Genomic DNA, 13117 nt, shown 5'->3' on the forward strand with positions numbered 1-13117 from the left:
AATAACCCAGGCTTAACTGCGTATTGATAAAGGCCCGCAGCTGACCACTAGCGACCGGATGACGTGGTCGACCGGGTTTTGGTTGTCTTGCTGTTCGTTTTCATTTTCCGACCATTGCTATTTAACTGGCCCTGGGCCATTGAACTGGATTTGGGCGCTACCGTGCCACCCGTTGATCCGTTCTGGGCCGGTGTCGCGTTTGCGGTAGGAGTACCTGTGTTGCTACTGCCTGAAGCTGTAGATTGTGCACGGCCTTGTAGGCTCGCTATGCAAAGAAAAGCACCTAGAATGATTCCCTTTTTCATGATCGTTCGTTCGATTGATAGTACTACACTGCCAAACTAGCCAGCTCAAAAATGGATTAACTAACCGAGCGAATGGGATTACACAACAGGTAGTTGGTCGATGGGCCATACAAAATCCTCTTCAGGAAAATTAGACGAAATTAACGTAGTTTGGTGCCTGACGCTAACACAACTTGTTTTACCCAGCGCTTCAACCATAACGCCACATAAAAAAAAGCACTTACGGAGTAATCGTAAGTGCCTGACGGTGCCTTCGGAATCTTGGAGTGAAAAATGGGGTTCGAACCCACGGCCTGCAGCTTGGGATGCATATGGCATTTATTTTTTTAAATAAATTGAAATTATTTATATTATATATCTAAAGTATTTGGTTGCATTTGCTAGTGTATTACGATTCGAAAAATCAGAATGCAAATACACATTGGCAATGAATGATGTGATTAGCCATTTGATCGTAACAAAGGCATTTTATAGGTGCAAATCACAACGATACTTTTTGTCGCTCTCCTATCGTTAACTAAATTCACTTACTGAGAATATCCTTGCTCCTTTAAGCAGGATCAGTAATTAGTGGTCTATCTGTCTTCACTATTGGCTCCTAAGTATAAAATCATTCATTGGTTTTTGGAGTACGTCTAAGTTTATTCTTCGTTCTGAAGAGTTGATCCCGTCGCTCGTTAATCACAAGTGGGGGTCAATTGCATATTCGCTTTATTCTAACTTAGCTAAATGCTTAACTTATGAGACATTTTATTCCACTTCCTCAACTTCTTTTTGTCTGTTTTGCCTCTAATCAATTTTCTTGTCAGTCAAAAAGCCAGGAAAACATAGAGCAAACAACTCAAGAAAGTCATCTGTCAAGTAAAAATTCGGTTTTGATGCAAGGCGATTATGATGCTCGCATCAATACAAGATGGATGATGAAGGAAACAAAGCTGGCTGACCATTATGGAAATGATCGACAACACTCATCCGTAGACATATTAAACCGAAAATTTGCCCATGCCGATTTCGATCTGAGTAACCATTCGTTTTCGTCAGTTCGTGTTCGGGGGACCCGCGAGACTGTCAATGACGTTATAAGCGTAACTGCGTCGCAACCCGACTCATTTGCGATAATTAGGCTCAACCAGCGATTCAAAATAATTGAAGTTACTGATAGTATATTAATTCTTCAGACGCTCGAAGGAGTGGGGGTACCTTATGATATCAAAGAGCTAGCCGATATGTCGATGGCCAGCGGAGGTCCTTACGGTTTCAAAAACTTACGATTTACGTTCGAGAAGTAAGGCGTAAGTTACAGCTGGAAACAAGCTCTGTTATTTAACTTGGTGTGGATAGAAGCGAAGAGCCCGGCTCAGATGAGATTGGGCTTTTTTTACCTGTTGATTTATACCGACGAACTTAATCTTGAATAGAAAACAGTTGTAAGCCTATAGTAAACTCCTTACCGGGTAGATGATACATAGCTTACTTTAAGTCAAGTTTTCACTCGATAACAAGCACTCGCCATTCTTGTATGAAATTACTCTACCGTACTGTACTCTTTATTGCTACTACATTAGGCGTTCACTCAATTGTGCTGGCACAAAGCAATTTGATCATTCGTACGCCTGCCTCCTTCTCACCTGGAAGCTTAAATACCTTTGTTGGTACGAGTGCTGGGAATGATAATGTTACTGGTATCAGCAACACATTTATTGGTGGGTTTGCTGGCAACAAAAACAACTCGGGATTCTACAATACCTTTGTTGGTAGCCAAAACGGCCAAAATACTAATACTGTTTCTAATAACACCTTTATGGGTTACCAGTCGGGGTATACGAACACTACTGGCTACAGTAATACGTTTCTGGGTTCGACGGCAGGCTTTTCGAATACAATGGGCAGATTTAATTCGTTTGTTGGCGTACAGGCGGGGTATATCAATACTGAGGGTAGTGATAATTCCTTTGTGGGCTATCAATCGGGGCGTAACAACACGACAGGCTCGGGTAACGCTTTTATGGGCACCTATGCAGGGTACAACAACATAACGGGTAACGAGAATGTCTTCTTGGGATACTACGCAGGGTATACTAATACTGATGGTAATCAGAATACCTTCCTTGGCCATAATAGCGGCATTCAAAATACTTCTGGCACAAACAACTCGTTTATAGGCTCTGCAAATAAAACAGGAAGTGCGAACGCTTTCTTGGGAAATTTAGCTGGTGCTTTTAATACGACGGGTTCTAACAACGTGCTTATTGGTAACAATGCGGGTCGCAATAACACCGCCGGCAGCAATAACGTCATTGTTGGACTAAACTCAGGTACGGCCACAACTGGCAACGATAACGTACTGCTAGGAGCCAATATACAGCTTACTAGCGCTAGTATCCAGAATGCGGTCAATGCCAGCGTCGCTCTAAGCAATGCCATCGTTCTAGGCGACCCCTCAAATACCAGCATCGCTGTGGGTATTGGCACCGACTCGCCCCAGTTCCCTCTTGACGTACGGGGTACGATTAATCTACGCAACAACGGTCGCATCAAGTTTGCTAACCTGAGCAACCCGGTGCGCGAGGGCACCACAGATCAGTTCTTAACGGTCAACGAACAAGGCGAAACGGTGCTAGCCAAATATCGTTTGCGGATCGATAAGGTCAGCGAGTGGAGTGATAAGGTGTTCGAGACGGGCTACAAGCTCAAGTCACTCCCTGAGGTGGGTCAGTATATCCAGATTAATAAACATTTGCCGGGTGTGCCCTCAGCGGCAGAGGTCGTAGAGAACGGCATTGATCCGGCCAAAATGAATGCAAAGCTACTCGAGAAGATTGAAGAGCTGACCCTATATAGCATTCAGTTGGAGAAAGAGCTACAGGCAACGAAGAAACAGCAACAGGAAGAGATCGATGAGCTAAAGCGCATGGTCAGGCAACTGCTCGACAAAAAATGACGAGAGTAGTAAAAGTGACGCGCCAAAAACATATTTTTTTTTCTGCCTAACTCCAACCAGCATTTCCAGGAAATACCCTTTTATGTAGCGTACGAAGAGGGAAAAGTCAGTTAATTACTCTCGTTTTGACATACAACTAGCACCATTTTGTAAGTGCAAAACTGCCCTATTTGTAATTTTTAACCGTAGGGTATCGGCAGTGGCCGAGAGCAGTTATACATGCGTACTCTTCCAGCGATCGCCATGCTTGCCGATTGTGCGTTGTACAATATTGGTTAAGATGAATGTAGTTCTATGGCGATTTATATTCGTAAAGCGCCATAGACAGGATCAACCAGTTACAAAGCCGATGTACTTTATCACTGGTAGCAGAATTAATTTTATTGAGAGCAATTATAGACGTATGTAAACCGTCACACGCTGTTAGCAAAAAAGCACTTACGAAATAATCGTAAGTGCCTGACGGTGAGTTCGGAATCTTGGAGCGGGAAATGGGGTTCGAACCCACGGCCTGCAGCTTGGGAAGCTGCCGCTCTACCAACTGAGCTACTCCCGCTTTTTTATGATAAGACAAACATACAGCAAAAAGGCAGACATTGTCAAGCCTTTTCGGTATCTGGTTATTTTTCATTTCTTTTGGGCAAAATCACTCGTTTATGACGCCAAACCCGACACCAGTCCATAAGCCCTTCGTTCCCGCCACTGAGTCACCTGCTGAATTTACGCTGAAAGCGATCATTACTGGGTCCGTTTTTGGCGTTTTGTTTGGCGCTGCTACTGTCTATCTATCACTAAAGGCAGGCTTGTCGGTATCGGCGTCCATTCCCATCGCGGTACTGGCAATCTCGCTTGGCCGCCGGTTTCTGAACACAACGATTCTCGAAAATAACATCATTCAAACGACCGGCTCAGCGGGCGAGAGTATAGCATCGGGGGTAGTATTCACCATGCCGGGATTTCTTTTTTTGACGGGTGGAAGCGGTGCCGATTTTTTTAATTACTGGACCATTCTGACCCTGGCTATTCTGGGTGGTTTGATCGGTACGTTGATGATGATCCCCCTGCGCCGGTCGCTGATCGTACAGGAACATGGTACGCTTCCCTACCCAGAAGGGACGGCTTGTGCCTCTGTCCTGATTGCGGGCGAAAAAGGAGGAGATTTTGCCAAAACGGCTTATCAGGGACTGGGTGTTGCCTTGTTCTACGCGCTGCTCCAGAAAGTGCTACACGTGATTGCTGAAGTGCCGGTTTGGGCTACGAAGCAAACGAACCGGTATTTCCCATCGGCACAGGTGGCGGGTGAAATAACGCCTGAGTATCTGGGCGTTGGGTATATCATTGGTTTTCGAATCTCGGCCGTATTGGTCGGTGGCGGTATTCTGGCGTGGCTGGCGCTTATCCCGTTGCTGGCATCGGTTGTGCCGGGTGATACGATTGCGCTGCAACTTCAAAAACTGGGCTATCTGAATAATCTGCAAACCGCTGGCGGGCCAGGTGGCTGGAATCCCGCAACGCATACGTTCGCTGACGCAACAGCGGCCATTTACCGGGCTTATATCCGGCAGATTGGCGCTGGCGCGGTTACCGCGGGTGGGTTTATGACGCTCATCAAAACGATTCCCACTATCGTCTCGTCTTTCCGGCAAAGCTTTACGAAATCGTCGGTCAGTGCCATTGAGACGGAAGGTGCGTTGAGCGAAAGTAATCGTACACCCCGAACCGAGCAGGATTTGAGCGTTCGTATTGTTGTCATTGGCAGCGTAATTTTAGCGGCTCTCATGGTTGTTCTCCCGCAAATTCCGGGCGATTCGTTGCTGACCAAGTTGCTGATTGCAGTGCTGGTCATTGTTTTTGGCTTCTTTTTTGTAACGGTCGCCAGTCGTATTGTGGGGCTGATCGGCTCTAGTTCATCGCCGGTTTCGGGGATGACCATTGCAACCATCATGGGCACGGCTTTGGTATTTATTGCCGTTGGCCTGACCGGAAAAGTCTACGAACCGGCGGTGCTTGTGGTGGGCAGTATGATTTGTGTCGCGGCTGCCAATGCGGGCGGTACCTCGCAGGATTTGAAAACGGGCTATCTGGTGGGGGCAACGCCCAAATACCAGCAAATGGCGTTATTTATCGGTGTGATTGTGTCGTCGCTGGTTGTTGGGGCTACCGTAAAAATTCTTGATACGCCGACGCCTGATCTGCTGGCTCAGGGTATTACGCACGCTATCGGCTCCGACAAATTTCCGGCTCCGCAGGGAACGCTCATGGCTACACTCATCAAGGGACTGCTCTCGTTTAATCTGGACTGGCAGTTTGTGCTGGTCGGTGCGTTCACGGCCTTTGTTTTCGAGCTATGTGGCGTTAGTGCGTTAGCGTTTGCCGTAGGTCTTTATCTGCCCTTATCTACCACCCTACCTATCTTTATTGGCGGGCTCGTTAAGGCCATTGTCGAATGGAACGCGAAACGGAAAGGCACGGAAGAAGAAGATCCGGATCTGGGCAAAGGGAGCCTGTTTGCAACGGGTTTGGTTGCCGGGGGAGCGTTGGCCGGAGTCGCCGTAGCTTTGTTATCGGTGAATGAATCGATTTACAACGGACTTACATCGTTGACGCTGGAACCCGCTCTAACCGGCCTGCTGGGTGAAGGGGGCTTTATGCTGCTGGGTGCGCTGGCCTTCGCGGGATTAGCCGGTATTTTGTGGCGAATCGCTGAAAGCAGACGCTAAAAGGGAAGGGATTCAATGGAGTTGCCCCGCTTTTTTCAATAGGTCGACGACTTTTTCCACGGGTAACTGCTCTACCCGATGCCCCTGATCGCCGGAGAGCGTTTTCGCGGCAAATAATGAGTTGATAATCGCTTCTTCGGTGGCTTCAATGGCCGCCAGGAATAACGGAGACGTGTTGTCGTTGCGCAACAGCTTTTGCTCATCGAAGGCGCTGGTCGTTTCGTGCGGGATGCGGTAGGCTGTCGATACGGCAATCACGTAATCGCCACTCCCGTTGGATGCGATACCACCCGTTTGTGCCAGGCCCATGAACGCCCGTTTGGCCAGTCGTTTCAGGTTTCGGGCGTCCAACGGGGCATCCGTCAATACAACCACCATGCATGAGCCATCCAGATTTTCCCTGAACGAATACTTGCCTAATGCGACCCCTACCGGCACGCCAGCGATTTGTAACACGCCACCAAAGTTTGTCTGCACGAGTGCGCCGATGGTGTAGCCACCGAGTGATGCGGGTAGCTTGCGGGATGAGGTGCCAATTCCACCTTTGAACCCAAAACAAACGGTTCCGGTCCCGGCCCCGACGTTGCCCTCCTCGACCGGTCCGGATTTAGCTTGCCGGATAGCGTCCAGAACGTGTTGTTTCGAAACGTGCCGCCCGCGAATGTCGTTGAGAAAGCCATCGTTCGTTTCGCCGACAACTGCGTTTACCGAACGAACCTGTTCGTTGCCTGTTTGAGCCAAGGTGTAGTCGATCAGTGCATCGGCTGCGGTCGGAACGCTCAGGGTATTGGTCAAAACAATGGGTGTTTCGAGCGTCCCTAATTCTTCGATCTGACTGATGCCCATCAGTTTACCGAAACCATTGCCGATGTAAATAGCCGCCGGGCTTTTCTGCTGAAACTGATTGCCCTCATGTGGCAAAATGGCCGTAACGCCCGTGCGTATGTTCTGGCCCTGCTGAAGCGTAACCTGCCCAACCCGAACGCCGGGTACGTCGGTGATGGCGTTGAGCGTCCCGGTTGGCAAGACACCAATTCGAATACCGTAGTCGCGGGGGCGTTTGGACGGCTGGGCCATTCCAGACTGAGCTATCGTAAGTAAGAGTGTTGTCAGTAGGAACAAGTTGTAAACGTATGGCATGCGGTCGGGTAGATAGTGGACGGTTGACATCATGATCCGGTGGGGCCAAACCGCTCAGTGCGAATCGTCGTAGGGGGCAAACCCCTATCGGCCAGCGTATTGGCGACGTGTTCGACCAGTGATGTTGGCCCGCAAACGAAACAGTTCGGCTGGGTGTTGAATCGGCTTAGTGCATCGGTGAGCATGGCCTGATCGATCCGACGACGATATCCTGTCCAATCGGCTGGAGCCTGTCGGGTGAAGGTGAGACATAGCGTAAACTGGGTATCCTGCGCCAGCTGCGCCAACTCATGTCGATAAATAACATCATCGTCGGTACGAATGCTGAACAACAGCAGGGTAGGATTTGTAGCCTTGATTTGAGCCCGATGACGAAGCATGGCCATCAGCGGTACAATGCCGGAGCCACCAGCAATTAACAAGAGTGGCTCATTCGCCATGCTGTCTTTCCAGACAAAATAGCCACCAATGGGACCGCGAACTTCCAGTGGATCACCTATGGCAATGCCGTCATACAGGTACGACGATACTTCACCATCATCGATCAACTCAATCGTCAGGTCGATTTCGCCGGTTTGTTCGGGTGGTGAGGCAATCGAATAGCTCCGTTCCGCCTGATACCCGTCCTCAGCCGTTAAGCGAAGGTCGTAGTGCTGACCGGGTAGATGCGGTGTCCATTGGGGGAGCTGTAAGGTAAAGGTCTTCACGCGGGGCGTCTCCTGCATAATGGCCTTCACCCGAGCGATCTGCCACTGAATTTTTTCCATACTGTTCGGCTGGCTTACTCGTCGCTTCGATACCGTTGTTCTTTCCAGGGATCGCCGTACATGCTGTAGCCACCCCGTTCCCAGAATCCGGGTTTGTCGGTTTCCATGAATCGCAAGCCTTTGATTCACTTAGCGCTTTTCCAGAAATACAGATGGGGAACAACCAGCCGGGCAGGTCCACCATGCTCGGGTGCCAGTGGCTTTCCCTCAAACTGAAGGCCGATGAACGCTTTTCCGTGGCGAAGATCGGCCAGCGGCATGTTGGTCGTGTAGTCGCCGTACGAATAGGCCATCACATAGCTCGCTTCCGGTTTCAAGTCAACGTGTTCGAGCAGCGTTTCGATACTAATGCCCCGCCAATGCGTATCCAGCTTGGACCATTTCGTTACGCAGTGGATGTCGTTCGTAAACGACTGCTGGGGTAATGCGGTAAACTGATCCCAAGACCATTGGATGGGCCTTTCGACCAGCCCTTCCAGCGTAAATGTCCAGGTTGTGAGCGGAATACGGGGCGTTGGTCCGGCGGTTAATACCGGAAAATCGCGGGTTTCGTACTGTCCCGGCGGAATTCGCTCGCTGGATACCGATTCGCGCTTACGTCCAAACCCTTTGTTGAAGAAACCCGCCATGACTGCGTTCGTTTTATCGTTTCGACAAGATAATCAGTTTGCTATAGACGACCAACGGTATCAAGAGCGAAACCCTGAAAATAAGGCGTCCGTGGCTGATCAGTTCGCTATCCGTTCGTAGAACACCAACCGGTTCTGCAACTGCGTCAATTGGGCTTGTAGATTTTCGACGCGCTCGAGCAGATCGCTGACAATGTCCAGATCGTCGGGATGAATGGACAGGTCCTGATGCAGTCGGACTAACTTTTCCAGTCGGCCAAGCTGTTCGGGCTGTACATAGAGCGTCTGTTCGATCGTAATTATTTCAACGAGCCCTTGCTGCTCCAGTGCGTTAACAAACGAAATTTCGAGGTGATGGTGCACACAAAACTCGCTGATGGCGATTAGGTTATTGGGTTGCATAAGCGGCTGATGATTAGAGGCTGGCTAATTGGCGAACTAGGTCTTTTTGCGCATCGGTCAGGTTCGTAGGCAGTTTTACCTGCCACTGTACGTAGAGATCACCGAACGAACCATCCTGTTTGTATACCGGAAATCCTTTGCCCTTCAACCGGACTTTTGCGTCGTTCTGGGTTTCGGGCGGTACGGTCAACTTCACTTTCCCGCTCAGCGTTTCGATGATTTTTTCGCCACCAAGCAGCGCGGTATAGAGGTCGATTTCTTCGTTTATGTACAGATCGTTGCCTTTGCGTTTGTAACGGCTGTCATCCGCAATGACGAATGTGATGAACAGATCGCCGTTGGGACCGCCGTTGACACCAGGGGCTCCGTAGCCAGCGAGCTTGATTTTCTGACCATTTTCGATGCCCGCCGGAACGGTGATGCGGATATTTTTGCCGTTGACGGTCAATGTCTGTTTGTGGGTTGTGTAGGCATCGACCAGGCTGAGGTTCAACTCCGCCTGATAATCCTGCCCCCGGAAGTTTGCCTGACGCTGGCCACTTCGGGGACCGCCTTCCTGCCCGAATAAGGACGAGAGAAAGTCGGAGAAATCCTCCCCACCGAAGCCACTCGAAAAGTCGTAGTCACCCGTATCGCCCTGCTCACGTTGCGGACGGGATCGCTGTTGCTGCCTCTGTTGCTCGAACTGTTCGGCGTGTTGCCAGTCTTTGCCGTACTGGTCGTATTTTTTACGCTTTTCGGGATCACTCAGCACCTCATTGGCTTCGTTGATCTGCTGAAATTTTTTGTTCGCGTCCTCGTCGTTCGGATTCAGATCCGGATGGTGTTTGCGAGCCAGCTTGCGATACGCTTTCTTAATGTCTTCGTCCGAGGCCGTTTTGGGTATACCCAGAACGCTGTAGTAGTCGATGAAATCCATACGGGGTGGGAATGTATTGATTAACGATCAACCCTATAAACCGGAAAGTGGTGAGTAAGGTTGTAAGGGTAGCGCGTTGGTTTGGTTGTCATTCCAGGAAGCGTGTCTGGTAACCGGGCTATTTCCTGTAGATTATCGTTACTTTGCCTCACTATAAAAACACAGTACGTATGGACGAATTTATGCAGGAGGCCATCAATCAGGCCCGTAAGAGTTTAGGTGAAGGTGGTATCCCTATTGGATCGGCGCTGATCAAGAATGGTGAGCTGGTCGCTTCGGGACACAATAAACGGGTGCAGGAAAATAATCCGATCCTTCACGGCGAAATGGATTGCCTGAACAATGCCGGGCGCGTCGGCTCGTTCAGAAATACAGTCATTTATTCTACACTCATGCCGTGCTACATGTGCGCCGGAACGATCGTGCAGTTTAAAATTCCTAAAGTTATCGTTGGGGAGTCGCGGACATTTCCCGGCGCGAGGGAGTTTATGGAACAGCATGGTGTGGAGGTTGTTGATCTTGATTTGCCCGAATGCGTCGATATGATGAACCAGTTTATTGCGGAGAAACCAACGCTCTGGAACGAGGATATTGGCGAATTGTAAACTGATTTCCTTTTGCTAGGGGAAGGCTCCTGTCAGGAAAGCCAGGCTTTTTAAGTCAGGCTTTTTTTATTGCCAGATAAAGTCACTACTTTGGTTTGTAAAGTGACTTTAGTTCTGTTTGTTTCATGAAAATTAGCGGAATCTGCGTTTTTCTGACGCTGGCTAGTATGCTGGGTCTGTCAACGGTCTCTGCGCAACGAGCTGCCTACTGGCAGGAAAGACCGGGCTCCTGGCTGCTCAATGTGGGTTTAGGACCGACCCGCTATCTGGGCGATATGAACGAACGGTGCGGGTTGGCTCATTTGCGGTTGGGCATTGCTATGGGTATTGCCGCTGCCTACCGTTTCTCCGACCGGGTGACGTTTCGGGCCGAAGCGCAGCTTTATTACATTCGGGGAAGTCAGCAGGATACGCATCTGGCGTACAATAATCTGTCATTTCATAGCCTCAACCCTGAGGTCTGGGCGGGTTTACAGCTGGATTTCTGGCCTTCCGATGACCGCAATCACATTATCATTCCGTACGCTATAGCGGGCGTTGGCGTAACCTACATAACACCCAAAACGAACTATAAAGGCCACACATACAGTCTGGCTCCGTTGCAAACCGAAGGAGTTGCGTATAACCGGTTGCCGCTTATTTTGCGCTATGGCATTGGCGTGCCTGTTCTTACGGGAGAACGGTTCAAATGGCATCTGGAAGGGGTTTATACACACGTGACAAGCGACTATCTCGATGATGTGAGTACGGTTTATCCGGATCGGACTACGATGACCCCGTTAGCGGCTGCGTTGTCGGATCGTCGGCTTGAACTCGGGCAGACGCCTAATGGGGTCGGCGCCAAACGCGGGAACGACACAAAACGGGATGGCTACTTTATCCTATCGGCCCGGCTGATCTGGGTTATCAGTACCACGAAACAGCAACACTATCGCCGGAGCCGACGCGGTTAGGGTTTTGGGGGTATTTGCCTTATTTTTGGGGCAAAACTCAGCGGAATGCTGCCTTATCGAATGAGTCCAGCTCTTTTTATTGATGCCCTTCAAGCCGAACTTCAACGTACCAAATACGGACAATCCCCGCCCGAACTCTACGATCCGATCGAGTACATTATGAGCCTTGGTGGTAAGCGGATGCGTCCCTTGCTCACGCTCATGGCGGCTTATCTCTTCACCGACGATTGGAAAAAGGCAGTTCGACCCGCGCTGGCCGTGGAGGTTTTTCACAACTTCACCCTCATGCACGACGACATTATGGATCAGGCTCCCTTACGCCGGGGCCAGCCAACGGTGCACGAAAAGTGGAACCACAACATTGCGATTCTGTCGGGTGATGTGATGCTGGTCAAGGCGCATGAACTGCTGCTGGATGTTGACGCTGATAAATTAAAGCCGGTCATGGCGCGTTTTAGCCGTACAGCTGCTGAGGTTTGCGAAGGCCAGCAGATGGATATGAACTTTGAAACCCGCTGGGATGTGACCGAAGCGGAATACATCGGCATGATTCGGCTCAAAACGTCGGTGCTGCTCGGTTATGCGCTGGAACTCGGTGGCTTGATTGGTGGTGGCGACGAAGCGACCAACGCACATCTTTACGAAGGTGGGGTAAATATTGGTATCGGCTTCCAGCTGAAAGACGATCTGCTGGACGTGTATGGTGACCCGGCTAAGTTTGGAAAACAGGTCGGGGGCGATATTATTGCCAATAAAAAAACGTTTCTCCTGATCGAAGCGTTGGAACAGGCCACCGGCTCACTCAAAGACGAACTGACGGACTGGCTCACCCGAACGGAGTTTGACAAAGCCGAAAAAGTGCAGGCGGTTACAACCATTTATGACCAGCTGGGTATCCGACAAATTACGGAGGGTCGTATCAACGGTTACTTTGCGCAGGGATTCGCTAATTTCGACCAAATCAACGCTGATTCCGCCCGCAAAGATTTTTTATTGCAATTCACCCGACAATTAATCGAACGGGAAAGCTAACTGTATGTTGACTGTATAAAGTAAGGTATAAGCATATCTAGAAAGCAGCCAGCACACAGCGCATACCCACTATAACTTTTATGAGCGTAACCCTTATCATTATTCTTGTTACCGTAGGCATTAGCCTGTGGGCCTGGAACGACTACAGCATTATGAATCGCTGGATCATGAATCCGTATCAGGTGGCGAAAAACGGGCAATATTACCGTTTGTTGACATCGGGCTTCCTGCATGCCGACTGGGGCCATCTTATTTTCAATATGATCAGCCTTTACGCATTTGGGGCGCTTATGGAGCAGGTATTCGGTAGTCTGTTCGGGGCTAGTGGTCCACTCTATTACGTCGGTTTCTATCTGATCGCCATCGTCGTCTCCGATATTCCGACCTTTCTGAAACACCGCACCGACTCCGGTTATAACTCGCTGGGGGCATCGGGCGGAGTGTCGGCTATCATTTTTGCGGCTATTCTGATCAGTCCGCTGACCAAATTGTACCTGTTTTTTATTCCTATTGGGATTCCGGGCTTCATATTCGGTCCGTTGTATCTGCTCTATTCCTATTACGAATCACGTCGGGGAATGGGCGCCATTAACCACGATGCGCACATCTATGGCGCGCTCTTCGGCATTGCGTTCATCATTCTGGTGTATCCGGCGGTTCTGCCCAATTTTATTGAGCAGATTGCCGGATGGCGGCTGTTCTAA

At 49.7% G+C, this 13117-nt stretch carries 13 protein-coding genes and 1 tRNA gene; 7 read left to right on the top strand and 7 right to left on the bottom strand.

The genetic code is table 11. The annotated features are described in order from the left end of the window. Nucleotides 1-47 precede the first annotated feature (47 nt). Nucleotides 48-305 (bottom strand): hypothetical protein, encoded by a 258-nt coding sequence (locus GK091_RS01340; RefSeq protein ID WP_164034835.1) that lies wholly within the window; start codon nucleotides 303-305, stop codon nucleotides 48-50. Nucleotides 306-1045: 740 nt separating this feature from the next. Here GK091_RS01340 and GK091_RS01345 point away from each other — a divergent pair. Both GK091_RS01345 and GK091_RS01350 read left to right on the top strand, forming a co-directional pair. Further along, the gene (locus tag GK091_RS01345; protein ID WP_164034836.1) at nucleotides 1046-1594 is read left to right on the top strand and encodes a hypothetical protein; all 549 of its coding nucleotides are present in this window, start codon (nucleotides 1046-1048) and stop codon (nucleotides 1592-1594) included. A gap of 230 nt (nucleotides 1595-1824) precedes the next feature. After that, nucleotides 1825-3246 carry a hypothetical protein gene (locus tag GK091_RS01350; RefSeq protein ID WP_164034837.1) on the top strand — a complete coding sequence of 474 codons (1422 nt, stop codon included), beginning with the start codon at nucleotides 1825-1827 and terminating at the stop codon, nucleotides 3244-3246. A 480-nt stretch (nucleotides 3247-3726) separates the two neighbouring features. On the opposite strand, the gene GK091_RS01355 is transcribed toward GK091_RS01350, so the two are convergent. Beyond that, nucleotides 3727-3802: transfer RNA gene (locus GK091_RS01355), tRNA-Gly, on the bottom strand. 100 nt (nucleotides 3803-3902) lie between these two features. Between GK091_RS01355 and GK091_RS01360 the strand changes: the two genes are divergently transcribed. Continuing rightward, a complete protein-coding gene (locus GK091_RS01360) occupies nucleotides 3903-5966 on the top strand; it encodes an OPT family oligopeptide transporter (protein ID WP_164034838.1) in 2064 nt (687 codons plus the stop codon). A gap of 12 nt (nucleotides 5967-5978) precedes the next feature. Here GK091_RS01360 and GK091_RS01365 read toward each other — a convergent pair whose 3' ends face one another. The 5 genes from GK091_RS01365 to GK091_RS01385 all read right to left on the bottom strand — a co-directional run bounded on the left by GK091_RS01365 (nucleotide 5979) and on the right by GK091_RS01385 (nucleotide 9823). Beyond that, on the bottom strand, nucleotides 5979-7106 hold the full coding sequence (locus GK091_RS01365; protein WP_164034839.1) for a DmpA family aminopeptidase: 1128 nt from the start codon (nucleotides 7104-7106) through the stop codon (nucleotides 5979-5981). Nucleotides 7107-7135: 29 nt separating this feature from the next. Next, nucleotides 7136-7873 carry a ferredoxin reductase gene (locus tag GK091_RS01370; protein WP_164034840.1) on the bottom strand — a complete coding sequence of 246 codons (738 nt, stop codon included), beginning with the start codon at nucleotides 7871-7873 and terminating at the stop codon, nucleotides 7136-7138. Between the two features lie 125 nt (nucleotides 7874-7998). Then, nucleotides 7999-8502 (bottom strand): molybdopterin-dependent oxidoreductase, encoded by a 504-nt coding sequence (locus GK091_RS01375; protein WP_246202112.1) that lies wholly within the window; start codon nucleotides 8500-8502, stop codon nucleotides 7999-8001. Nucleotides 8503-8601: 99 nt separating this feature from the next. Continuing rightward, complete coding sequence (locus GK091_RS01380; protein WP_164034841.1) at nucleotides 8602-8904, bottom strand: chaperone modulator CbpM; 303 nt, start codon at nucleotides 8902-8904, stop codon at nucleotides 8602-8604. 13 nt (nucleotides 8905-8917) lie between these two features. After that, nucleotides 8918-9823, bottom strand: a complete 906-nt coding sequence (locus GK091_RS01385) for a DnaJ C-terminal domain-containing protein (protein ID WP_164034842.1) — start codon at nucleotides 9821-9823, stop codon at nucleotides 8918-8920. A gap of 170 nt (nucleotides 9824-9993) precedes the next feature. On the opposite strand from GK091_RS01385, the gene GK091_RS01390 reads away from it, so the two are divergent. The 4 genes from GK091_RS01390 to GK091_RS01405 all read left to right on the top strand — a co-directional run bounded on the left by GK091_RS01390 (nucleotide 9994) and on the right by GK091_RS01405 (nucleotide 13117). Beyond that, on the top strand, nucleotides 9994-10428 hold the full coding sequence (locus GK091_RS01390) for a nucleoside deaminase (RefSeq protein WP_164034843.1): 435 nt from the start codon (nucleotides 9994-9996) through the stop codon (nucleotides 10426-10428). Between the two features lie 125 nt (nucleotides 10429-10553). After that, on the top strand, nucleotides 10554-11381 hold the full coding sequence (locus tag GK091_RS01395; RefSeq protein WP_246202113.1) for a hypothetical protein: 828 nt from the start codon (nucleotides 10554-10556) through the stop codon (nucleotides 11379-11381). 60 nt (nucleotides 11382-11441) lie between these two features. Next, nucleotides 11442-12413 (top strand): polyprenyl synthetase family protein, encoded by a 972-nt coding sequence (locus tag GK091_RS01400; protein WP_164034844.1) that lies wholly within the window; start codon nucleotides 11442-11444, stop codon nucleotides 12411-12413. Between the two features lie 80 nt (nucleotides 12414-12493). After that, the gene (locus GK091_RS01405) at nucleotides 12494-13117 is read left to right on the top strand and encodes a rhomboid family intramembrane serine protease (protein ID WP_164034845.1); all 624 of its coding nucleotides are present in this window, start codon (nucleotides 12494-12496) and stop codon (nucleotides 13115-13117) included.

This window comes from Spirosoma agri, assembly GCF_010747415.1.
In the GTDB taxonomy this organism is placed as follows: Bacteria; Bacteroidota; Bacteroidia; order Cytophagales; family Spirosomataceae; genus Spirosoma; species Spirosoma agri.